At 72.2% G+C, this 21,438-nt stretch carries 20 protein-coding genes and 1 tRNA gene; 13 read left to right on the top strand and 8 right to left on the bottom strand.

Features of this window, described 5'->3' with window-relative positions:
* Positions 1 to 100: 100 nt before the first annotated feature.
* Positions 101 to 1,672: an adenylate/guanylate cyclase domain-containing protein gene (locus tag J1M64_RS07075; protein ID WP_132062762.1), complete on the bottom strand. Its 1,572-nt coding sequence runs from the start codon at positions 1,670 to 1,672 to the stop codon at positions 101 to 103.
* A gap of 73 nt (positions 1,673 to 1,745) precedes the next feature.
* Here J1M64_RS07075 and J1M64_RS07080 point away from each other — a divergent pair, with 73 nt between their 5' ends.
* The 3 genes from J1M64_RS07080 (at position 1,746) to J1M64_RS07090 (ending at position 4,134) form a co-directional block, all read left to right on the top strand.
* The gene (locus J1M64_RS07080; RefSeq protein ID WP_206473749.1) at positions 1,746 to 2,960 is read left to right on the top strand and encodes a DNA polymerase III subunit delta'; all 1,215 of its coding nucleotides are present in this window, start codon (positions 1,746 to 1,748) and stop codon (positions 2,958 to 2,960) included.
* 75 nt (positions 2,961 to 3,035) lie between these two features.
* Positions 3,036 to 3,111 (top strand) — tRNA-Thr (locus J1M64_RS07085).
* A gap of 219 nt (positions 3,112 to 3,330) precedes the next feature.
* The gene (locus tag J1M64_RS07090; protein WP_206473751.1) at positions 3,331 to 4,134 is read left to right on the top strand and encodes a crotonase/enoyl-CoA hydratase family protein; all 804 of its coding nucleotides are present in this window, start codon (positions 3,331 to 3,333) and stop codon (positions 4,132 to 4,134) included.
* Between the two features lie 59 nt (positions 4,135 to 4,193).
* On the opposite strand, the gene J1M64_RS07095 is transcribed toward J1M64_RS07090, so the two are convergent.
* Complete coding sequence (locus J1M64_RS07095; protein WP_206473848.1) at positions 4,194 to 4,892, bottom strand: IclR family transcriptional regulator; 699 nt, start codon at positions 4,890 to 4,892, stop codon at positions 4,194 to 4,196.
* A 249-nt stretch (positions 4,893 to 5,141) separates the two neighbouring features.
* Here J1M64_RS07095 and J1M64_RS07100 point away from each other — a divergent pair, with 249 nt between their 5' ends.
* The 5 genes from J1M64_RS07100 (at position 5,142) to J1M64_RS07115 (ending at position 9,613) form a co-directional block, all read left to right on the top strand.
* Complete coding sequence (locus J1M64_RS07100; protein WP_206473753.1) at positions 5,142 to 6,308, top strand: acyl-CoA dehydrogenase family protein; 1,167 nt, start codon at positions 5,142 to 5,144, stop codon at positions 6,306 to 6,308.
* A complete protein-coding gene (locus J1M64_RS19810; protein ID WP_241261253.1) occupies positions 6,305 to 6,526 on the top strand; it encodes a hypothetical protein in 222 nt (73 codons plus the stop codon). Before J1M64_RS07100 ends, J1M64_RS19810 begins: the two co-directional genes overlap by 4 nt.
* 32 nt (positions 6,527 to 6,558) lie before the next feature.
* Positions 6,559 to 7,443: an acyl-CoA dehydrogenase family protein gene (locus J1M64_RS07105; protein WP_241261254.1), complete on the top strand. Its 885-nt coding sequence runs from the start codon at positions 6,559 to 6,561 to the stop codon at positions 7,441 to 7,443.
* A 3-nt stretch (positions 7,444 to 7,446) separates the two neighbouring features.
* The gene (locus J1M64_RS07110; protein ID WP_206473755.1) at positions 7,447 to 8,670 is read left to right on the top strand and encodes a CaiB/BaiF CoA-transferase family protein; all 1,224 of its coding nucleotides are present in this window, start codon (positions 7,447 to 7,449) and stop codon (positions 8,668 to 8,670) included.
* A 70-nt stretch (positions 8,671 to 8,740) separates the two neighbouring features.
* Complete coding sequence (locus J1M64_RS07115) at positions 8,741 to 9,613, top strand: hypothetical protein (RefSeq protein ID WP_067711504.1); 873 nt, start codon at positions 8,741 to 8,743, stop codon at positions 9,611 to 9,613.
* A 45-nt stretch (positions 9,614 to 9,658) separates the two neighbouring features.
* Here the strand turns inward: J1M64_RS07115 and J1M64_RS07120 are convergent, their stop codons facing one another.
* Complete coding sequence (locus J1M64_RS07120) at positions 9,659 to 10,420, bottom strand: HNH endonuclease family protein (RefSeq protein WP_307872390.1); 762 nt, start codon at positions 10,418 to 10,420, stop codon at positions 9,659 to 9,661.
* A gap of 442 nt (positions 10,421 to 10,862) precedes the next feature.
* Here J1M64_RS07120 and J1M64_RS07125 point away from each other — a divergent pair, with 442 nt between their 5' ends.
* The 3 genes from J1M64_RS07125 to J1M64_RS07135 all read left to right on the top strand — a co-directional run bounded on the left by J1M64_RS07125 (position 10,863) and on the right by J1M64_RS07135 (position 16,181).
* Positions 10,863 to 12,830, top strand: a complete 1,968-nt coding sequence (locus tag J1M64_RS07125; protein ID WP_241261255.1) for a hypothetical protein — start codon at positions 10,863 to 10,865, stop codon at positions 12,828 to 12,830.
* Between the two features lie 136 nt (positions 12,831 to 12,966).
* Positions 12,967 to 15,150 carry a DUF6541 family protein gene (locus J1M64_RS07130; RefSeq protein WP_206473757.1) on the top strand — a complete coding sequence of 728 codons (2,184 nt, stop codon included), beginning with the start codon at positions 12,967 to 12,969 and terminating at the stop codon, positions 15,148 to 15,150.
* Positions 15,151 to 15,242: 92 nt separating this feature from the next.
* The gene (locus J1M64_RS07135) at positions 15,243 to 16,181 is read left to right on the top strand and encodes an SDR family NAD(P)-dependent oxidoreductase (RefSeq protein ID WP_096906128.1); all 939 of its coding nucleotides are present in this window, start codon (positions 15,243 to 15,245) and stop codon (positions 16,179 to 16,181) included.
* A 4-nt stretch (positions 16,182 to 16,185) separates the two neighbouring features.
* Here J1M64_RS07135 and J1M64_RS07140 read toward each other — a convergent pair whose 3' ends face one another.
* From J1M64_RS07140 to J1M64_RS07160, 5 genes are read right to left on the bottom strand one after another with little or no spacing between them, the layout of a single operon-like run.
* Positions 16,186 to 16,983, bottom strand: a complete 798-nt coding sequence (locus tag J1M64_RS07140; protein WP_206473759.1) for a hypothetical protein — start codon at positions 16,981 to 16,983, stop codon at positions 16,186 to 16,188.
* A 10-nt stretch (positions 16,984 to 16,993) separates the two neighbouring features.
* Positions 16,994 to 18,613 (bottom strand): alpha/beta hydrolase, encoded by a 1,620-nt coding sequence (locus J1M64_RS07145; protein WP_206473761.1) that lies wholly within the window; start codon positions 18,611 to 18,613, stop codon positions 16,994 to 16,996.
* The gene (locus tag J1M64_RS07150) at positions 18,610 to 18,948 is read right to left on the bottom strand and encodes a hypothetical protein (RefSeq protein WP_206473763.1); all 339 of its coding nucleotides are present in this window, start codon (positions 18,946 to 18,948) and stop codon (positions 18,610 to 18,612) included. Before J1M64_RS07150 ends, J1M64_RS07145 begins: the two co-directional genes overlap by 4 nt.
* An 8-nt stretch (positions 18,949 to 18,956) precedes the next feature.
* Positions 18,957 to 19,346, bottom strand: a complete 390-nt coding sequence (locus tag J1M64_RS07155; protein ID WP_206473764.1) for a DUF2304 domain-containing protein — start codon at positions 19,344 to 19,346, stop codon at positions 18,957 to 18,959.
* Positions 19,343 to 20,095 carry a glycosyltransferase family 2 protein gene (locus J1M64_RS07160; RefSeq protein WP_241261256.1) on the bottom strand — a complete coding sequence of 251 codons (753 nt, stop codon included), beginning with the start codon at positions 20,093 to 20,095 and terminating at the stop codon, positions 19,343 to 19,345. Before J1M64_RS07160 ends, J1M64_RS07155 begins: the two co-directional genes overlap by 4 nt.
* Positions 20,096 to 20,158: 63 nt before the next feature.
* Here J1M64_RS07160 and J1M64_RS07165 point away from each other — a divergent pair, with 63 nt between their 5' ends.
* Both J1M64_RS07165 and J1M64_RS07170 read left to right on the top strand, forming a co-directional pair.
* Complete coding sequence (locus tag J1M64_RS07165) at positions 20,159 to 21,055, top strand: glycosyltransferase family 2 protein (RefSeq protein ID WP_067711529.1); 897 nt, start codon at positions 20,159 to 20,161, stop codon at positions 21,053 to 21,055.
* A gap of 7 nt (positions 21,056 to 21,062) precedes the next feature.
* Complete coding sequence (locus J1M64_RS07170) at positions 21,063 to 21,410, top strand: hypothetical protein (protein ID WP_206473765.1); 348 nt, start codon at positions 21,063 to 21,065, stop codon at positions 21,408 to 21,410.
* Positions 21,411 to 21,438: the final 28 nt, after the last annotated feature.

Genomic DNA, 21,438 nt, shown 5'->3' on the forward strand with positions numbered 1-21,438 from the left:
CACCCCGCGCAGCCGAGGCCGCGCGGGGTGTCGCCGTCTTGCGGGGTCTCGCGTCGCGGGGTGTCGTCCCGGTGCGTGGTGGCGGACGCCCCCCGGAGCGTCAGTGCGCCGGGTCGTCCGCCGGGCGCAACGCCACGGAGCCGGCCTGCCACCGGTCCGCGAGGGTGGGGCGCAGGGGTCGGGCGAGCTGGGTCATGATGCCCCGGCCGCGCAGTTCGACGCTGCGGCCCAGCACCCACCGGGCCGCCTCGGGTGCGTCGGCCCGGTGGATCGTGGCCGCCGACGCCAGAACGTGTCCCTGCTCCATCTTGGCCAGCGTGGTGAGGCGGGCGGCCTCGTTGACCGGATCGCCGATGACCGTGTACTCGAACCGCTTGGCATGGCCGATGTGTCCGGCGATGACGGTGCCGTAGGAGACGCCGATCCCCGCCGTGAGCGGGGCCAGGTCGGCGAGTCGGCTCTGCAGTGCACGCGCGGCCCGCAGCGCACGGCCAGCCTCGTTGTCCACCTCCAGCGGCGCCCCGAAGACCGCGAGCAGGGCGTCGCCCTGGAACTTGTTGATGTACCCGCCGTTGGTGTCGACGGACTCGACGGCGATCCGGAAGAAGTCGTTGAGCACGGAGACCACCTCGGCCGGCTCGTGGGCCGCCGCGAACTCCGTCGAGCCGGTGAGGTCGACGAACAGCACCGCGACCTGGCGTTCCTGCCCGCCCAGTTCGGTGCCCCGCTCGAGCGCATTGCGTGCGACGTCCTCGCCCACGTAGCGACCGAAGAGGTCCTGGATGGCCTCACGTTCCTGCAGGCCGGTGACCATCTCGTTGAACCCCTGGGCGAGCTGGCCGATCTCCGAACTGTCATAGATCGTCACGCGGGTCTCCAGGTCGCCCTGCTTGACGCGACTGACGCCCGCCTGCATCTCGCGCACCGGGTCGGCGATCGAGTCCGAGACCAGCCCCATGCCGATCGCACCGGCGATCACGGCGACGCTCGCCAGTACCGCGAGGGCGACGAGGATCAGACCGGGGTCGTCGCCGAACAGGCCGAACCAGTGTCCGGTGAGGATGAGCAGGATGCCCGCGATGGGGATGACCGTGGTCAGTGACCAGCCGAGGAAGATGCGGCGACGCACGCCGGGGACATGGCGGCTCTCCGGCACCCCCCTGGACAGGGCGCGGACCGTGATGGGTCGCATGATGCGCTCGGCCTGGAGGTAGGAGATCAGGCAGGTGGTGCTGCCGCCGAGCAGGCTGGTCACCGCCACGATGAGCGCCAACCTGGGGGAGTGGCCCACGTTGACGGCGACGAACAGCAGCGTCCCGGTCACCCACATGGCCCCGGAGATGAGCGCCTGGTGGAACGGCAGGCGCAGGGTGCGCCGGCGGATGGCGCCGTCGAAGTCCGCCCCCGACCGGTCGACCCGCAGCACGGGCAGGAGGAGCAGCGTCGAGGCGATGACGCCGCCGACGAAGGCCAACACGAGATAGCCGATGAACAGGTACTGGTTGAGGAAGCGGAACTGGTCGAGGTCGAGGAACCGGTCCATCGGCAGGACGAAGCGCAGGAACGAGAACACGAAGACCGCGCCGATGATGTTCGCCTGCACCATCGTCAGGGCATAGACGGGCCAGGGGGTGGCCCACAGCCACCTGAACAACCTGACCCATCGTTCCATCGGCCCAAGCCTAGTTCGCGCCGGTGATGCCGGGAACGCAGGTGTGTCGGTGGGCGGGGATAAGGTGGGGGCCATGCCCGGGGTGTTCGATCGGTTGGCCGGACAGGCCGACGTCGTGGCGGAGCTGACCGCTGCCGCCACGGCCGCTCGTGCCCGCGTGCCGGGGCAGGGGTGGGATGCCTCGGACGCCCGGATGGTCCATGCCTGGCTGTTCACCGGTCCGCCGGGCAGCGGCCGCAGCGTGGCGGCCATGGCGTTCGCCGCCGCCCTGCAGTGCGAGGACCCGGACGTGGTGGGCTGCGGGGAGTGCCGCGCGTGCCACACGGTGTTGGCCGGCACCCACGCGGACGTGCACCTGCTCGCCCCGCAGGGCGTCAACATCCTGCTCAAGGACGTCAAGGAGACCATCCACCGCGCGGCGAGCCGCCCCGGCACCGGGCGCTGGCAGATCGTGGTGGTCGAGGAGGCGGACAGACTCACCGAGCAGTCCGGGAACGCCCTGCTCAAGGTGGTGGAGGAGCCGCCCAGTCGGACCGTGTTCCTCCTGTGCTCGCCGACCACCGACCCGATGGACATCATGGTGACCCTGCGGTCGCGCTCGCGGAACGTCGCACTTCGTCAGCCGGACGCGGCGGCGGTCGAGCGTGCGCTGCTCGCCGGCGGGGACCCGATAGACCCCGATCTGGCCCGGTGGGCGGCGTCGGTCTCCTCGGGCCACGTGGGTCGTGCCCGGTGGCTGGCGACCGACGAGGCGACCCGGGAGCGGCGGGACGTCGTCCTCCAGCTGCCCATGGTCATGCACAATCCCGGCCGGGCGTTCCCTCTCGCGGACCGGCTCGTCAGCGCCGCGGAGCAGGAGGCGTTGGCCCGCAACAGTGAATCCGACGAGCGCGAGGTCGAGGAGCTGCGCACCGCGCTGGGCGCGGGCGGCACCGGCAAGGGCACCGCGTCGGCCGGGCGGGGTGCGACGGGCGCGGTCAAGGAACTCGAGAAGGCCCAGAAGTCGCGACGGACCCGGTCCACCCGCGACTCACTGGACCTCGCGCTGGTCGACCTGGCGGGGTTCTACCGGGATGCGCTCATGTCGGCGCTCGGCGCTCGCGAAGTCGACCCGGTCCATCCGGACAAGGCGGCGGAGGCCGCGAGGCTCGGCGGGCATTATCCGGCCGCGGCGATCCTCCGGGCGATCGAGGCGATCCAGGACTGCCGGGCGGCGATCGAGGTCAACGTCAAACCCAAGTTCGCGGTGTCCGCCATGGTGGGCGCGATCCGCGAGGCACTGGGCTGACAACCGGGGCGGGGGCGGGTCGTTTTCCGGCGACGGGGGTCCGTCGGATATAGTTGCGACGCCCCACAAGGGCTCGCCGCGTTAGCTCAGTCGGTAGAGCATTTCACTCGTAATGAAAAGGTCGTCGGTTCGATTCCGACACGCGGCTCCATCGGAACGCCGAACGCTGTCAACCCCCGCCCTCCCAGGTCGGGGGTTTTCTGTCGTCCGGTCCGCTTCCCGGGGACGACATGATGCCTAGCTCCTGGGTCCCGCCCGAATGTCCTGCGCCCGCGGTCATTGACGGTGACGACGATCACTCGCTACTGTCAGGTAACAGTTTACGTAGTTGCATATCGTCGGCTGTTCGCCCCTCGATCAAAGGACTCCCATGACCACTGCGCCCCTGCTCGTCGAGCGAGCGGACCACATCGAGACGTGGACGATGAACCTGCCGGACTCCCGGAATCCCATCTCCGATCCGGCGATCGTCGACGCGCTGTGCGATCAGGTCGCCACGGTCAATGGGGATCATGACGTCCGGGCCGTGGTCCTGACGGGTGCCGGTTCCGCGTTCTCCGCCGGCGGGAACGTCAAGGACATGGTGGACAGAGCGGGGATGTTCGGCGGCAGCCCGTATGAACTGCGTGACGGGTACCGCCGGGGTATCCAGCGGATCCCGCGCGCCCTGTACCACTGCGAGGTGCCGGTGGTCGCCGCGGTGAACGGGCCGGCCGTCGGTGCGGGGTGCGACCTCGCCGTGATGTGCGACCTGCGGGTGGCATCGACGAAGGCGTGGTTCGCGGAGAGCTTCGTCCAGCTGGGGATCATCCCGGGCGACGGCGGTGCATGGCTGCTGACCAAGGCGATCGGCCCGGCGCGGGCGGCCGAGATGGCGCTTACCGGCGACCGGGTCAAGGCCGAGCAGGCCGCCGCGTGGGGGCTGGTGAACGAGGTCGTGGAACCCGATCAGCTGCTGGAGGCGGCCCACACTCTCGCCGCGCGGGTGGCCAAGAATCCACCGCACTCGGTGCGCATGGCCAAGAAGCTGCTCCGCGAGTCACAGCACCAGTCGCTCGAGTCGCTCCTCGAGCTGTCGGCGGCGATGCAGGCGCTGGCGCACCACACCGAGGATCACCGCGAGGCGCTCGCGGCGTTCGGGGACAAGCGCGCCGGCGAGTACACAGGTCGCTGATCTCCGTCTCTCGGCCGGGCCGGGCCGGGGCTGGGTCTGGCTCCAACACGCGACCAGGCTCAGCGCAGGCCCCATTCCGTCGCGTGGCGGAGGCAGGTGCGGGCCAGTTCCTCGCTGCGTTCGACGATGAGGTCGCGCGCGGCGATGACCCCCACGGTCGCGATGGTGCGGCCCCTCTCGCGCAGGGCGACTGAGACGCCGTCCCCGCCGTCGACCGCCACGCCAGGGGCGGTGCACACCCCGGTCTCGCGGAGTTCCTCCAGGGAATCGAGAAACCTGTCCACGAACTCGGATTCCGCGGACGGCCGGGCGTTGAGGTAGGCCCAGATGTCGCGCTTCTCGCGGTCGGCGAGCAAGAGCCAGCCGGACGAGGTCCGAAGAAGTGAACGCCGCAGGCGGTTCTCCGCGATGTACGAATATTGCGGGTCGCTGGAGACGTGGTCCACGTAGAACAAGTCGTCACCGACATCGGTCGACAGGGCGGTGGTGAGGCCTGTCTCCGCGTGCAGGGCCAGGAGTTGGTCCCGCGACACGGACGTCACGGGCGGGCGACCAGCGATGACGTTGAGTAGATACGGTGCCGTACCCAGGGTGTATACGCGGTTGCGCTCGTCGAGGTATCCCACCGCCACGAGCCCGTTGAGCAGGCCCTGCGTGGAGCTGATCGGGGCCTCGAGCGCTCTTGCCACCGCGGTGAGCGTCAGGCCGGATCCCGATCGGGCGACGAGTTCCATGATCGCCGCGACCCGGTCGACCATCCGGTGCCGGGGACGCTCGGGGACCTTGTCCATGCGGGGCACGTCTACCGCCCCGTCGCCTCCCACGTCCGCTTGCGTCATGGGGTAAGACTATCCGCCCCCGCGGGACGACCGGGCGAATACGAAAGAGCGTAGTGGAATCCCCTATTGCGTAAAAACGCCGACCGTGCGATTCTCGAATACGTGGTCCGGGTCACCCTTCGGTCCCGATCCGGCAGACGACATCCCAATCCCCTTCAAGGAGGCCCGATGAGGTCCGCACTCGCTCCACCGACCACCCTGGCGTCGGCGGACATGGACGCCCTACGGGCGGAGGTCCGCGACTTCCTCTGCGGCGAGATCGCCGCCGGCCGTCTCACGCCGTGGATCGACACCTGGCTGACCCGGTGGGACGAGGACTTCACCCGTCGTCTCGCAGAGCGCGGCTGGGTCGGCATGGCGATCCCCACCGAGTACGGCGGCCGAGGACGCACGCACCTGGAGCGCTTCGTCGTCACCGAAGAACTCCTCGCTGTCGGGGCGCCCGTGGCCGCGCAGTGGGTCGCCGATCGGCAGATCGCCCCCTCGCTCCTGCGGTACGGCACAGAGGAGCAGAAGCGCGAGTACCTGCCGCGCATCGCAGCGGGAGAGTGCTGTTTCGGCATCGGGATGAGTGAACCGGACTCGGGTTCCGATCTGGCCAGTGTGCGGACGAAGGGTGTGAGAGTCGACGGCGGCTGGGCCGTCTCCGGCACCAAGGTGTGGACCTCCGGTGCCCAGTACGCGGAGGCGTTCATCGCCCTCGCCCGCACCGAGCCGCTGGACACCGCCCACCGGCACGCGGGGCTGAGCCAGTTCATCGTCGACCTGCGCAGCGAGGGCGTCACCATCCGACCGATCGTCTCCCTGTCCGGCGACCACCACTTCAACGAGGTCGTGCTCGACGAGGTGTTCGTCCCCGATGCTCGCGTGTTCGGTTCCCTGGGCCGGGGCTGGGAGCAGGTCAATTCCGAGCTGGCCTTCGAGCGCAGCGGCCCCGAGCGGTTCCTCTCCTCCTTCCGCCTGTTCGCCGCCGAGATCGGCGCGATCGCCGAGGGGAAATTGCCCGCCCGCACCGACCTCGGCCGCTCGGTCGCGCGGATGGCGGGGCTTCACGCCCTGAGCCAGAACATCGCCGGGGCGCTGCAGCGCGGCGAGCCCGCCGACAACGCCGCGGCACTGGTCAAGCTCCTCGGAACCACCACCGAGGGCGACATCGTCGACGTAGTCTCCGCCCGGCTCGGCGACGAGTTCGCGCCGGGCGAGGCGGACGCGGCCGCGTCCGAACTCACGGATCTGCTCCGTGTCGGACTCCATCAACGCCCCGGCTTCACGCTGCGCGGCGGGACCAACGAGATTCTGCGCGGCGTGATCGCGCGGGGAATGGGGATGCGATGAACGGGCGCACCGCCTCCGACCGGACCATCGAGGCCGTCGACCTGGCCGTTGACGAGGACCTCGAGTCGATGATGGCGGGTGTCCTGGCGCAGTTCTCCGGGCCCACCGTCGACCCCGACGCGACTGCGGTGTGGCGGGCCCTGTCCGAGGTGGGGATCGGCCGGCTCACCGGCCCGGAGGAGACCGGGGGCAGCGGGGCGGCTCGGAGATTTGTATAAGAGACAGGGCGGAGGCCGCCACGCTGCTGAGATTGGCCGCCGCCGCCGGGGTCGCGGTCCCGTATGCCGAGACCGACCTCGTCGTCGGGCCGCTGCGCCGCGCGGTCGGCCTGGACGACTCCGCCCCGGGGACGGCGACCCTCGCCGTCCTCGGGTCCGACTCCCGCGCCCGGCGCGTGGCCTGGGCCGGGGCCACCGATTCCGTGCTGTTCGTACGCCGGTCCGCCGCCGACGACGGCGGGCGACCCCGCTTCGAGGTCGCGGACATCCCGACCGACCGGGCGGCGGTCACACCCGTCGACGGGACCTCCGCGGTGGCACTGGGCGACCTCAGCGCGCCCGACGACGCTGCGTGGACCCCGGTCGACGCCGCTCCCGTCGAAGCGGCGGTACTCCGAGGCGCCCTCGCCCGGGCCGTCCAGTCCGTGGGCGCCGCCGAGGGGATGCTCGACGCGGCGATCGCCCACAGCACCGAGCGCAACCAGTTCGGTCGGGCGCTGGCCGAGTTCCAGTCGGTGCAGAACCTCGTCGTCGACATCGCGGCCGAGACCGTCCTCGCCCGCGCGGCGGTCGACCAAGCGGTCGCCGACGCGCTCGACACCGACCTCGGGGGGCCGCTGTCGGGATTCCGCGTGGCCGTGGCCCGCAGCGTGGCCTCGCAGACCGTCGCCGTCGCCGTGCGCAACACCCATCAGGTGCACGGCGCCATCGGCACCACGCACGAGCACACCCTGCACCGCCTCACCCTGCCCGCTCTGCAGTGGCGCGGTGAGTTCGGCTCCGCGGCGTTCTGGGAGAGCCGACTCACCGACGTCGCACTCGCGGGCGGGATGGACGGGGCATGGCCCATGGTCGTCGAGGGCGCTCGGGTCGAGGGTGCGGCCGCCGGTTGGCTCGACCGTGTGACGGGCCCCTGAGTCGTGGCCGCCACGCCGTACGCGGATACGCCGCGGACCGGGGCTCTCACCGACATCCGTGTCGTGGACCTGTCCCGTGTCCTGGCGGGACCTCTGTGTGGTCAGATGCTCGCCGACCACGGTGCTGATGTCGTCAAGGTGGAGCCACCGGGCGGGGACGAGACCCGGGGCTGGGGTCCGCCGTTCGTGCGAGAGGACCACAGCGCCTACTTCGACGGTCTGAACCGCAACAAGCGGAACATCAGCATCGACCTGCGCAGTGAGGAGGGGCAGTCACTCCTGGCGAGGATGCTCGCGGAGGCGGACGTCGTAATCGAGAACTTCAAAGCCGGGACCCTGGAAGCGTGGGGATTCGGCGACGCCGAGCTCGCCGTGCGGTTCCCCCGCCTGGTCCACTGCCGCATCACCGGGTACGGCGTCGACGGTCCGCTGGGCGGCGCACCCGGTTATGACGCCGTCCTCCAGGCGCTGTCGGGGCTCATGAGCATCAACGGGGAGCCCGACGGGCCGGCCATGCGCATCGGTATCCCGCTGGTGGACATCGTCACCAGCCTCAACGCGATCACCGGCATCCTCATGGCGTTGCACGTCAGAGAAACCACCGGGCGCGGGCAGCTCGTCGACCTCGCCCTGCTCGATAACGCCGTGTCGATCCTGCACCCACACGCGGGGAAGTGGTTCGCCACGGGCGAGCCCCCGGCCAGGACAGGCGTCGCCCACCCGACGATCTGCCCCTACGAGACCTTCACCTGCTTAGACGGCCCCTTCTTCATCGGCGCGGGCAACGACAGGCAGTTTCGCTCCCTCGCCGTCGCGCTGGGTGAACGCGCACTGGCCGAGGATCCGCGGTTCCTCACCAACTCGGACCGTCTCGCGCACGCCGGAGAACTCCGGTCGCTCCTCGGGGAGCTCGTCGGCGGCATCGATCGCGCCGACCTGGCGGACCGCCTCCGTTCGGCGGGGGTTCCCTCCGGTGCGGTCAACGATGTGGGGGAGGCGCTCGCGATGCCGCAGGTCATTCATCGGGGCATGGTGGTCGAGCGGGAGGGATACCGCGGTGTCGGGATCCCCGTCACCTTGTCCGACACGCCCGGATCCGTACGCTTCGGACCGCGCCCCCGCGGAGCGGACACCGATGCGGTGCTGGCCGGGTTCGGGATCGGCCCGGCCGAGGTGGCCCGCCTACGGGAGGCGGACGTGGTGAGCGGCGCGGGCGACCGTTCCTGACCCCGCCGCACCGCGCGCCACGGGCCGCGATCTCGGTACCCTCGACACCAGTACCGAGAAAGGTCGTGTCGTGGAATTCCTCCTCATCGCCGCAGTGATCGCGGTGGCCGTCGCAGTGGTCTCCCGCAGTCAGAACAAGGGCCAGACCCAGCTGGAGGCGCAGCACAATCACAACCTCGCGGACTACCGGGCCGAGGCGGCCCGGTGGGTCGAGCGTCTCGGGGGCCAGGTGTTCAACCTGGACGGCACCGACGAGGCGTCCAAGCAGGCCATGGCCGACGCGTCGGAGCGCTACACCGCGGCGGTCTCCGAGTTGGAGAACGCCCGCACCCCGGTGCAGGCGCAGCTGGCCAAGGACACCGCGCTGGAGGGCCTGTACTACGTACGCGCCGCGCGCTCGGCGATGGGCCTGGACCCGGGCCCTGAGCTGCCCAAGACCCCCGGACAGGACCGCGCCGGCCGTGTGACGGAGGACCGCGAGGTCGACGTCGAGGGCCGGACGATGAAGGCCGCGACCGATCCGAGTGACGAGACCCCGCACTACTACCCGGGTGGCGTCGTGGCCGGTCGACCGGTCCCGGCCGGCTGGTACTCGGAGCCCTGGTGGGCGTCGGCCCTGACCACGGGCGTGTGGATGATGGGCTCGATGATGATGTTCAACATGATGTTCGCCGGCATGTCGGGCATCGGGTACTCCGGTGAGGACTTCGCGTCCGGGGTCGGCGAGGGCGGCGCCGACGTCAGTGACATGGGCGGCGGCGACGGCGGCGAGGGGTTCTTCGACGGCGGACTCATGGGCGGGGACGGCGGCGATGGCGGAGGCGACGGCGGAGGCTTCTTCGACGGTGGCCTGTTCGGAGGCGACGGCGGGGGAGACGGCGGCGGGGGCTTCTTCGACGGCGGCCTGTTCGGCGGCGACGGCGGCGGCTTCTTCGACTTCTGACCCGGCCGCGGTGCGCCCTGCCCGGTCGCGGTGCGCCGCGGCGGCTCAGCAGCCGGCCAGGACCCGGTCCATCGCGTCGCGCTCGGCCGGCGTCACCCACAGGCCGTACCGGTCCTTGACCAGCACCTGGCGCGAGACGTACGAGCACCGGAACTCGCGACGGGGCGGCAGCCAGGTGGCGGTGTCGCCGTCGCCCTTCTGCTGATTCGCCCACCCTGCCACGGCCAACAGGTTGAGCGGGTCGTTGGCGAAGTCACGCCGCTGCTCCTCGGTGAGTTGCTGTGCGCCCTTCTGCCACGCGTCCGACATCGCCACCACGTGGTCGATCTGAACCTCCGATGACGTGTCCTGCCCGCGGACGAAGTCAATCCGCTCCCCGGTGTACGGCCCCTCCAGGACGCCGGTGAGGACCACGCAGTCCCGCGTGCCGGGCCGGAAGGTGATGTCCTGCAGGTCGCGCTGGAGGATGTCGTTGCGAGTGTCGCAGCCGTTGCGTCCGAACTCCACGGACACGTCGTCGGTCCACGACTGCCCGAACAGGTCGCGGTCGTACCCCGTCTTTGGTGCCCGGCCCTTGACCTCGAGTTGCGGCAGGGCCCCGAGGGCCGCCGCGACCAGGGGATCTCCGGGTGGGCCGGCGTCGGGGTCGACCGGGCGGGGGGCGCCGGCTGCGCGTCGACGGGCGGGGGCTCCACCGGCGACGACGGCGAGGCGTTCCTCTCCGGGTCGACCGCCGACGTCGGGGGAGTGCCGACCGTGCCCGGAGCGCCGACCGTGCCCGGAGCGCCCTCCTCGGGCTCGGCGCACCAGCCGATCCCGGCCAGTACGGCCACCCCGAGGACGACGGCACCGATTGCACGCGGGGTTCCGGAACTCATGCGGGGCACCTTATCGAGGGCCTCCGACATCCCCGCCCGCGGCCGAGCATCGTCGCAGGCCGGAGCGCACCCACGGGCGCGACTGTGCCCATGATGGTCGTGGCGCCCGTACACCTGCATCGCAGCCGCTCCCCGGGGTGGCGTCTCGCACCCGCTTCGGGGCAGGCGAGACGCCATGTTGACGTGCGGCTGTGGCCCGGGCGTACAGCCGCGCGAGCGAGACGCCAGGCGCGGGAGCGGCTGCGCGGTGATGCGGCGATGCGGCGATGCGGGTCTGCGGGGGCGCAGGCGTAGCGGCCATCGTTCCCGAGCGCCCTGCCACTCAGGGGAGTGCACGTGCGCTCCCGCCTGGCCGACTAGCGTGGCCCGCGATGCCCCCCGCCACGTCCAGCCGCCGACCCGCCCCGGGCACGCCCGACGACCGCACCCCGGGCACGCCCGACGACCGCACCCCGGGCACGCCCGACGTTCCCGCGCGGGCCCGGCCGACGGATCGCGGTCGGCTCGTCCTGGCGGCCTGCGCGCTGGTGGTGGTGGCGGCCACGGCGGTGCGCACCTGGGTCGCCGCGGCGGGCTGGTTCTACTGGGACGATCTCCTCCTGCACGGCAGGGCGGCCGCGCAGGCGTTCCCGGATCCCGCGTTCCTGTTCGCGGACCACGACGGTCACCTCATGCCCGGCGCGATGGCCCTGACCTGGGTCGCGGCGCACGTCGCGCCGCTGGACTTCCGCATGCCGCTGGTACAGATCGCGCTGCTCCAGCTGGTCGCGGGCGCCGCGCTCGCCCGGATGCTGTGGGTCCTGCTGGCGGGCCGCGCGATCCTGCTGGTCCCACTCGTGGCCACGCTCGCGATCCCGCTCGGCCTGCCGTCGGCCACGTGGTGGGCGGCCGCCCTCAACGCGCTGCCGCTCGCCGCCGCGATGGCGTGGACGGTGGCGTCGATAATCCTGCTCGCCCGCTCGGGTCGCCGACGCCATGCCGTGGGTGCCGCGGTGGCCACGGCTCTGGGGCTGCTGTTCGTGGAGAAGGCGCTCATCATCCCGGTGGTGGCCGCGGCGGTGCTGCTGGGGTCGTGGTGGACGGGCGGCGGAACACGCAGTGAGCTGCGGGCCCTGTGGCGTCGGACCCGCTGGGCCTGGTCGGCACTGGCCGCGATCGTCGTGGTGTGGGGGGCGGTGTTCCTCGTCGTCGTCGGCCGTCTCGGGGGAGGATCGTCGGGCGGGTTCCCGGCCGGGACCGAGGGCGGGGACGACACCGGCGGCACCGGCGCCGGGAGCCCGGGGCCCGGATTCGTCGACCTGGTGGACCACACCTACCGGCTGGCGGTGGTGCCGACGCTGGGCGGGGGGCCGTGGAGCTGGGAGCGGTGGCACCCGGGGCCCCCGATGGCCGACCCGTCGACGCTCGCCGTCGTCGTGGGCGCCCTGGCTGTCGCGGCGGTCCTGGCGTGGTCCCTCCTCACCCGGCGGCGCACCGGTGCGATCTGGGCGGCCGCTGCGCTGTACCCGCTGGTGACGGTGGTCCTGGTCGCGGTGGGGCGCACAGGGCCGGACACAGCGACGGAGATCGTGCAGACCCTCCGGTACCACTCCGAACTACCGGTGGTGCTGGCGGCGGCCGCCGCTCTGGCGATCGCCGCACCGCGCCGGCAGGACGCCGCGCCCGAGGAGCGCGCCGAAGCGCCTCGCGGCCGCGCGGGGACGTGGCTGCCGATGGCGGGCGCGCTCGGCCTGGTCGCGCTGCTCGCCTCCTCCGCCGTCTCGACCGTCTCGTACCGCCAGGTGTGGTCCGAGCAGCCGTCCCGCGACTACACCGAGCCGCTGTTGACCGCACTGCGCGAGCGGTCCGAGCCCCTGCTCGACAAGGAGGTCCCGCTCGAGGTGCTGCTGCCCCTGACGACGCCCGCGAACCGGCTGTCCGCGCTGCTCGCCGGGGTGCCGGGGGTTCCGGCGGTGGGGGCGTGGACCCGCGACCCGGTGGCGATCGACGCGCACGGGGCCCTGCATCCCGCTGACGTGGTCCCGGGCCGCACCATCCCGCAGGGGCCGGTGCCCGGGTGCGGCCACCGGGTCGGTCCGGACGGCGCCCGGATCGCCCTGGACGGGCCGCTGATCGGGCGCGACTGGGTGGTGCGGCTCCACCTCCTCGCGGACGCGGACGGTCACGTCGCGGTCCGCCTCGACGACGGCGACGAGGTGACGGCTCCCGTCCAGGCCGGGCCGGGGACGGTGTACGTCCGCCTCGAGGGCGGGGGGACGGGCCTGACCATCTCCCCGGGCGGGGGCGCCTCCCAGCTGTGCGTGGGCAGCGGACCGGTCGGCGTGCTGGTGCCGCGCTGAGGTTTCACGGCCCGGTGGACCATAATGGGCGGGTCGGACGGCGGGCCCACGGACGCCGAGAGGGACACGGACACGGACAGGGCCAGAACACGGACAGGACTAGGAACGGAGGCGGGTCATCGACATCGCGTTGGTCATGATGACCCTCACCGCGCTCCTGGTGGTGCCCGGCGCGATCGTGGGCGCCGCCGCGCAACTGCCCCTGCGTCTCGCGCTGGGCACGTCGATCCCGGTCTCGTTCGGGATCGCCGCGATCGCCGGTTACGTCTACGGCCGGGTCGGGGTGCCGTGGTCGCTCGGCGGGTACGTGGTCGCCACGGCCGCGACCGCCGCGGTGGTCGGCGTGGTGGGGCTGCTGATCACCGGGGCGACGTGGGTGTGGCGACGACGACGGAGTCGCGACGCCACGCCGGCGGACGGGCGACGCCGTCGCCGGCGCCGCCGAACCGGTCGGGTCGGCCGACTCCGCAGGGTTCGCGGAACCGCCGGGGTCGAGCGCCCCGGCCGGGTGGACGGCCGGCCCGGGCGGCGCTCGTGGTGGTGGCTGCTGCCGGGCGCGGCGATCCTGACGAGCGCCTGGCTGATCGGCCAGATGATCCTCACCGAACTCTCGGCGACCCCCGGCGGCACGGCGAACATCTTCCAGGGCTGGGACGCCCACTGGCACGCCAACTACATCCGCTTCATCCATGACCTCGGCGTGGCGTCGCCCGACCTCGCCGGGGAGCTGCGTTACCCGGAGAACGGCGCGACGCTCTACTACCCGAGCACGTGGCACTCGATCGCCGCCCTGGTCATGGGCCTGCGCGGGATCGGCGCCGTCGAGACGTACAACCTCGTGCAGATCGGCAGCGTCGCGCTCGTGTTCCCGCTGGGCGTGGCGGCGTTGGCGTGGCTGATCACCCACCGCCGGTTCTCCCGGCCCGTGGTGGCCACCTCGGCGGCCGTGGCCGCGATGGCCACCCCGCTGTTCCCGGGTCTGCCGTTCGTCGAGGTGATGGTGGCCGCCACCCCGTCGGCCGTGGCCAACGGTATGGCCGGTCTGGGGGCCGCGGTCGTGGTGGCGGCCCTGGCCGATCGGCGGTTCATCCCCGCCGCCGCGCTCGGGCTGGTCGGTATCGGCGGCGTCCATCCGTCGGCCATGGTCACCGCGGCCGTGTTCGTGCTGTTCTGGTGGCTGTTCGACGGGCTGTGGCGGCCGGTCCGCGGCCGCGTTCGCGACTTCGTGGTGTTGGCCGGTATCGGGCTGGCCGGGGTGCTCACCCTGTTGCCGCAGGTGCTCACGGTGTCCGAGGAGGCCGACGACATCTCGGCCTTCGAGTTCCAGATCGACGCCGACCGCGCCGCAACCTGGGGCAAGGCGGTAGCCCTGCAGGTGCGCCACGTCGAGGACTGGGGCGTGCGGTGGGTGCTGCTGTCCCTGGCCGCGCTGGGCCTGGTGGTGATGCTGCGCCGCAAGGTGTTCTGGCCGCTGCTGCTGTGGGGCGGTCTGTTGGTGGTGTGCGTCAACTCGATGAGCGTGTTCGGCAACTGGACCGGCGGTGTACTCCGCGGGATCGGCAGCATCTACTACAACGACCCCCGCCGGATCGGGGTGGTGCTGGCCGTGGTTGTGGCCGCGGCGGTGGGTGTGGGCGTCGGGGCGACCGTCCAGGCGCTGGCGGGCTGGTTGGGCAGGCTCGTCGATCCCCTCACCGACCCGGACGGTGGGGGCGTCCGGCTCGCCCGGGTGGCCGTGGCATTGGCGGCCCTGGTCGGGGTGGGGTCCTGGGTGGTGCAGGCCTCGCCCGAGTACGCGGTCGCGGCCGGGGTGAACCAGCGGTGGAACCGCATGGTCGACGAGCACGACCTGCGCGCCTTCCGCTGGTTGTCCGAGCAGCCGCAGGCCTACTCGGGTCTCATCTACACCAATCCCGACGAGGGCTCGGGCTGGATGTACGCCACTGACGGGTTGCCCTCGACCTCGCGGCACTACCTGCAACCCGGCGCCACGGCCCCGCTGACCACCTATCTGTTCTCCCGGATGGACGAGGCCGGGGTGAACCCGCGCGTCGACCGGGCGTTGGCGGATCTCGGTGTGACGTACGTGTACGTGAGCCCGCCCAACTACTGGGGGTTCCAGAAGCCCAACGAGCACCTGTTGCGCCTCGACGGCACGCCCGGCCTGGTCAAGGTGTACGCCGAGTCGCAGGTGCGGATCTACGCGGTGCGGGACGCGTTCACCGACGCCGAACTGGCGCAGATGGTGGAGGACTCCCCGTTCCCGCCCGAGCGACGCTCCCCGCTCACCCGGGCGACCGGAACATATGGGCCGGAGTGACCTCGCCACCGGTCCTCCGGTCGTATCCTGTGCACGGGCCTGAAGGTGAGGGAGCCGCGGCGGTGTCGTCGCACACGAGGGGAGGGCATCACATGCGCGCGTTGGTGACAGGAGGGGCCGGATTCATCGGGTCGACCCTGGTGGACAGGCTGCTCGGTGAGGGCCATGACGTGACCGTGGTGGACAACCTGTCCCGGGGGCGGCTCGAGAACCTGGCGGCGGCCCGTGAGGCCGGTGACCGGTTCGAGTTCCGGGAGCTCGACCTGACCGACCCCGCCATCGAGGACGTGGTGGCCGCCGCCCGGCCGGAGGTCATCTTCCACCTGGCCGCGCAGATCGACGTGCGCCTGTCGGTGGAGGATCCGGTCCACGACGCCCAGGTCAACGTCGTCGGCACCGTCCGGCTGGCCGAGGCGGCCCGCAAGGTCGGGGTGCGCAGGATCGTCTTCACCTCCTCAGGCGGGTCCATCTACGGGCCCGTGACCGAGCTGCCCGTCGCCGAGACCCGACCGGTGGACCCGCTGAGCCCGTACGCCGCCGGCAAGGTGGCCGGTGAGATCTACCTGGAGATGTTTTCGCGCCTGTACGGGATCGAGTGGGCGGGCGTGGCGCCGGCGAACGTGTACGGGCCGCGGCAGGACCCGCACGGCGAGGCCGGGGTGGTGGCGATCTTCTCCCAGCGGCTGCTGGCAGGTCAGCCCACGCGCGTGTTCGGCGACGGCGGCAACACGCGCGACTATGTGTTCGTCGACGACGTGGTGGACGCCTTCGTCCGCGCCGCCGAGGTCCCGGCCGCGGCGGGGCTACGTTTCAACGTGGGCACCGGCGTGGAGACCACCGACCGTGGGCTGCACACCCTGGTCGCCGAGGCCGCGGGGGCCGCTGATGATCCCGAGTACGCCCCCGCCCGCCTGGGGGATGTCGACCGCTCGGCCCTCGACGCCGAGCGTGCCGCCGAGGTGCTCGGCTGGACGCCGCGGGTGACGATCCGCGAGGGCGTCGCCCGGACCGTCGACTACTTCCGCGACTGACGCGCTAGTCGGTGTCGGCGCCCGCGTCGCCGTCCGCGCCGGCAGCGTCAGCGGTGCCGTCCTCACCCGCATCGCCGTCCACCTCAGCCGCGTCGGCGGCTCCGACCGCGTCGGCGCCCACGGCCGCGGCGCCGACGGCGTCCGGCTGCGGGGCGAAGTTGGGCCGGGGCAGGAACGGGCGGAGCAGGTCCGGGAATCCGGGCGCGGGCCGGGCACCGTCGGGTGCGGTGACCTCGAGCTCCCCCCCGCCCTGACCGGCGTCGTCCGCGCCGTCCGTGGCGTCACCCGCGGTGCCGCCCTCGGCTCCGCCACCGGCGACACCGTCGCCTTCCGCGGGAGCCACCGGAGCCGCCGGCGCAGCGGGCACCACCGGGGCGGGGGCCGCGGGCGCGACCGGGACGACCGGCGCCTGACGGACCGGCTGGACGGCGGCGGCCCGCGGCACCGGGGCCACGGTCGGCACACTGGTCACGGGGGCCACCGGGGCGACCGCCTGCTCGGCCCGGTCGTCGGCGGGCTCGGTCTCGGTGCTCGACTCGGTCGACTCCTCGCTAGTGCTGGTGAGTTCCTCGGTGCTCGACTCGGTGCTGGTCTCCGAGGTGGTGCTCGCGATCGGCTCGGCGGTGGGGCCGGTGGTCTGCGCGGACTCGACCTGCGCGCGGGCCCGCTCGACGGCCTCGGCGCTGCGGTGCGAGTCGTACCAGAGGCCGGCGGAAATCAGCCCGACCGACAGGACGCCCAGGGCGCCCATCCCCACGGTGGTGAGGGACGGTGGGGTGAACCGGGTGTCGAGCGAAGCCATGGGCCCAGTATCAGACAGCGTCCGTGGGAACGCCAACCTCTTCCCTCGCCGCGCGCGTCGCCGGAGGGACCGTCGTCAGTCGCTCGGGCCCCTCCCAGAGCACGGTCGCCTCGCCGTAGGGGTCCTGATCGCGACGGAGCAACAGCCCCACCGTGTGTCGGCGCAGGACGGGGAGGACGCGCCCCTCCTCACCGCGGTCCACGCGGGTGTGGCGAGCCCGGATCCGCCGTTCCCGCCACAGTGGCACCTGCCCGCCGAGCATCACGGCGAGCATCGCCCGGAACGCCCCGCAGTCCCGGTCGAACACGCCGCCGTGACCGCGCGTGCCGTAGACGGGCGTGCCGTCGGTGAAGTAGCCGGTGTCGAGCCGGACGGCGCCGCCGCCCAGCTCGGAGTGCGACCCGCGCTGTCGTAGGCCGAACCGGATCTGCAGCAGTTCCACGGGGTCGCCGGGTGCGGTGAGGGAGTACCTGCGCACCGGGCCGGGTGCGCGCCAGTCCGACGGCCCCGCGACGCCCACCCCGAGATCGGGCGACTCGGCGTAGATCACCCGGTCGGCGCGCAGGCCGAGCCGTTCGGCGGTGCCCACGATCCGCCCGCCGTACGAGTGACCCACCACCGTCAGCGCCGCGCCGGGGCACTCGATCTCCATGACCCTGTCCACCTCGCGACAGAAGCGGACCAGGCGCGGCGCCATGGCGTCGGCGAACCGGGGATCGCCGGCATCGGCCATGATGTCCTGCGGGAACTCGCCGTCGAGGAACGTCACCACGGCCAGTCGCCCGCCGCCCGCCTCGACGAGGTCCACCGCGACGTCGGTGTTGACGTGGGACATGTCCAGGTTGGTGCCGGTGCCGGGCACGTACACCGCCACCGCCTCGGTGTCCGGGCCGAGCTCGCCCACCACCTCGATCATCCGACCACCGCGACGCGGGGAGAACGCCGGGAAGGAACGTCGACGACGAGAATCACGCCTCGCCATCGTCTCCAGACGCCCGATGCGCGGACTCCACGGCGTACCCGCCAGGTGCTCGCGGTGGAGCGCGGCGCGCACGGCCACCGCGTTGGCGCGGGCCCGCACCGGCCAGGGCACGCCGTACGTCCCGCCCACGGCCTCCGGCTCGGCCAGCGCGAGGAGTCGCCGGTCGGCCACGGGCATGTGCTCGACCGTCGCGTACACCTCGTCGGGCTCAGCCGAGTGCGGGTCCCAGGCAGCGACCGTGGCGGCGGTGTCGAGCCCGCCGGATCCGCCCGGCCCGCCCGCCACGCCCGCCGCGACCCCGGCGAGCCTGGCCAGGTCGGCCAGCGCGTTGTCCGCCGCCCGGTCCAGCGTCGCCCTCAGGGCCGCGCGCCCGGGCTCGGGAAGCGGGTCCGGCCCGTCGAGGTCGTCCCAGGAGTCCTCGGCGAGCTCGACCAGCCGGTACACGCCCGCCAGGATCTCGGTCAGGCCGCGGGCCTCGCCGCCGACGGCGTCGGCCAGCGCGTCCAGGGCGGGGGAGCGGGTCGTGGAGGTGAGGAGCGCGTCGCGGGCGGTCGCCAGGGCGTCCCGCGCCGAGACGAGGCCGGCGGCCAGGTCGAGTAACCGGATCACCCGGGCCGGCGGCGGGGTCTCTGGCAGTGCGCCGGTCACCGCGGCCGCCGGAACGGCTGGGTGTCGGCGACCGCGCGGGCCGCGTCCCGGACAGCCGCCTCGGACAGCGTGCCGTCCGCGAGACCGTCGGTCAGCTCGAGCAGGCGCGCGATCCGATCGGAGGCGGGGCGCAGGAGGGCGCGGACCTCGTCGTCGTCGATCCGGGCGAGACCCCCGCGCGCCCCGGCGACCCCACCGGCGGCGTCACCCACCCTGCCCGTTCCGGGGTCGTCTCCGGCACGGAGGACCGCGTCGAGTCGTCCGCGCGCCACCCCGAGGCGGCGTCGCAGGCGCGCGGCCTCGCCGCGGACGTCCTCGTTCGCGCCCCCGTCCACGGCTGCGGTCAGGACCGCATCGGGTCGTCGTCGTCCGGGGCCGGCTTCATGACCACCGCGTCGACCTTGTCGTCGGGCCGCACCGCGCTGCGCAACGCGATCGTCCGCGCCAGGCGCGAGTACCGCAGTTCCTGCTCGCGGAAACGCACATAGGTGGACACCGTCACGAACGCGAAGCCCATGACCAGCGCGTACAGCACCAGGTCGGTGCCGCGCTGCACCCCGAGCGCGTTGGCGACCACGGTGAGGTCATCGGGGCGGATCACGGCGTACACCATGAACACGACGAACAGCACGAAGCCGATCTTCACGCCGGCCTTCGCACGCGCCTTGCGGCGGTTGGCCAGGAAGAACAGGACCAGCGCGGCGCCGGCCAGCAGGAGCAGGACCTTGATCATCGGGGCAGCCTCTTTCCCACGAACCCGTCGGAGAGGATGTTGATGCCGTTGAGCAGCGACTGGCCCTTGGACATTGAGTACTCGGTGTACAGGATGTCGACCGGCTGCTCGGCCACCCGCCAGCCGCGACTGTCCATGAGCTCGACGAACTCGCTGGCGTGGCTCATCCCGTTCATCCGCAGGTTGAGGTCCTCCGCGACGCGACGGTTGAACACGCGCAGACCGTTGTGGGCGTCGGTCAGACCCAGCCGCCGGGTGCGCGGACTCAGCAGCACCACGGTCCGCAACACGAGGCGCTTGATCAGCGGCACCTGGTCGTCATCGCGGCGGGGGCGACCGAAACGCGTGCCCACCACGATGTCCACCGGCTCGGAGCGCACCCGCTCCACCATGGCCAGCACGTCCTTGACCTGGTGCTGCCCGTCGGCGTCGAAGGTGACGAAGTAGCGGGCCCCCGGCTGGGCGCGGGCGTACTCCACACCGGTCTGGATGGCCGCGCCCTGGCCCAGGTTCACCGGGTGGCGGACCAGGTGCGCACCCGCGCGGTGGATCGCCGTCGCCGAGTTGTCCGCCGAACCGTCGTCCACCGCCACGATGTTGGGGAACGTCCCACGCGCCGAACGCAGCACCTCCTCGATCACGGTGCCCTCGTTGAAGCAGGGGACGATCAGCCACACGTCGTGGTTACCGACGGTCGAATCACCGCCCGCCACACCCGGCCCCGTATCCCGCACACTGTCACTGCTCATCGGAGGTCGATACTATGCGACCGGACGGACAATCCGGTGACGAGAAGGACGGCGGTTCCCCTGATGGCCATCGACGTGATGCTCCCCTACTACGGGGACGTCGACCACTTCAAGAAGGCCGTGGACAGTGTCCTGGCGCAGAGCTACCGCGATTTCCGGTTGGTCGTGGTGGACGACGGCTACCCGGATCCGGAGCCGGCCCGCTACATGGGCGAGATCACCGCGCGCGACGAGCGGGTGACCTACGAGAAGAACGAGACCAACCTCGGCGCGAACGGCAACTACCGCAAATGCGTGGACATGGTCACCGCGCCGACCGTGGTGATCATGGGCGCCGACGACATCATGCTGCCCAACTACCTGCAGGTCGTGGCAGACGGGTTCGCCGCCGTGCCGGATGCCGCCGTGATGGAGGTGGGGGTCAGCGTCATCGACGAGCACGGCGCGCCCGTCCGGGGGCTGTCCGACTCGGTGAAGGCGTTCACCCAGCCCAAGGCGCAGGGCCGCACCGTGCTGCACGGCGAGAAGCTCATGACCTCGCTCATGCACGGCAACTGGACCTACTTCCCGTCGCTGGCGTGGAACTCCGAGTGGGTCAAGCGGATCGGGTTCCGTGAGGGTCTGGACGTGGTGCAGGACCTCGCGCTGCTGGTTGACGTCATCACCGGGGGCGGCCACATGATCTACGACCCCACGCTGGCGTTCCTCTACCGCCGGCACTCGGCGTCGGACTCGTCGGTCCGCGCCCTCGACGGTCGGCGGTTCGACGAGGAGGCCCGCTTCTTCGCCGGTGAGGCCGACGCGTTCGCCGCCCGCGGCTGGAAGAGCGCCGAGCGGGCCGCGCGCCTGCACGTCACCTCGCGGCTCAACGCGCTGTCGCTGATCCCGACCGCGGCCAGGGCCGGCAAGCTGACCGAGGGCGGCAAGAAGCTGCTCGGGCACACGTTCCGCAAGTTCTGACACACGGGTGATCCCCGAGACGTGGATCCCGCACCGTCGCGACGACGGCGAGGTGGTCGGCTGGATCGACATGACGGTCGCCGAGCCGGCGCTCGTGCCGATCGACAGGCTGGGCCGGCCGATGAGCCCGGTCGACGAGTGGCACAAGGCGGAGGCCGCGCTCGACGGTGTCGGCCTGCGCTTCCTCATGGACCGGTACGTCGTCCACGACGACGGGCGTGACACCGAGGTCCGCATCGCCCACGTCTACGACGACCGCATCGTGCTGACCACCGCGCTCACCGACGCGGTGGAGGACGTGGGCCGCGAGATCGTCGTGCCGTTCCCGGCGCAGGCCTCGCTGCGGAGGGCATAGCGACTCTCTGCTGCCGGGGCCCGGGTGG

The organism is Dietzia sp. KRD202, assembly GCF_017168155.1.
Classification (GTDB): Bacteria; Actinomycetota; Actinomycetes; order Mycobacteriales; family Mycobacteriaceae; genus Dietzia; species Dietzia kunjamensis.

What these genes read in the sequence shown, in the direction of transcription:
- J1M64_RS07090 (WP_206473751.1), top strand. Translation starts at nt 3,331, where the DNA reads ATGACCACTGCGCCCCTGCTCGTCGAGCGAGCGGACCACATCGAGACG.
- J1M64_RS07135 (WP_096906128.1), top strand. Translation starts at nt 15,243, where the DNA reads ATGCGCGCGTTGGTGACAGGAGGGGCCGGATTCATCGGGTCGACCCTG.
- J1M64_RS07155 (WP_206473764.1), bottom strand. Translation starts at nt 19,346, where the DNA reads ATGATCAAGGTCCTGCTCCTGCTGGCCGGCGCCGCGCTGGTCCTGTTC.
- J1M64_RS07140 (WP_206473759.1), bottom strand. Translation starts at nt 16,983, where the DNA reads ATGGCTTCGCTCGACACCCGGTTCACCCCACCGTCCCTCACCACCGTG.
- J1M64_RS19810 (WP_241261253.1), top strand. Translation starts at nt 6,305, where the DNA reads ATGAACGGGCGCACCGCCTCCGACCGGACCATCGAGGCCGTCGACCTG.
- J1M64_RS07080 (WP_206473749.1), top strand. Translation starts at nt 1,746, where the DNA reads ATGCCCGGGGTGTTCGATCGGTTGGCCGGACAGGCCGACGTCGTGGCG.
- J1M64_RS07095 (WP_206473848.1), bottom strand. Translation starts at nt 4,892, where the DNA reads ATGGTCGACCGGGTCGCGGCGATCATGGAACTCGTCGCCCGATCGGGA.
- J1M64_RS07130 (WP_206473757.1), top strand. Translation starts at nt 12,967, where the DNA reads ATGATGACCCTCACCGCGCTCCTGGTGGTGCCCGGCGCGATCGTGGGC.
- J1M64_RS07075 (WP_132062762.1), bottom strand. Translation starts at nt 1,672, where the DNA reads ATGGAACGATGGGTCAGGTTGTTCAGGTGGCTGTGGGCCACCCCCTGG.
- J1M64_RS07125 (WP_241261255.1), top strand. Translation starts at nt 10,863, where the DNA reads ATGCCCCCCGCCACGTCCAGCCGCCGACCCGCCCCGGGCACGCCCGAC.
- J1M64_RS07160 (WP_241261256.1), bottom strand. Translation starts at nt 20,095, where the DNA reads ATGAGCAGTGACAGTGTGCGGGATACGGGGCCGGGTGTGGCGGGCGGT.
- J1M64_RS07165 (WP_067711529.1), top strand. Translation starts at nt 20,159, where the DNA reads ATGGCCATCGACGTGATGCTCCCCTACTACGGGGACGTCGACCACTTC.
- J1M64_RS07100 (WP_206473753.1), top strand. Translation starts at nt 5,142, where the DNA reads ATGAGGTCCGCACTCGCTCCACCGACCACCCTGGCGTCGGCGGACATG.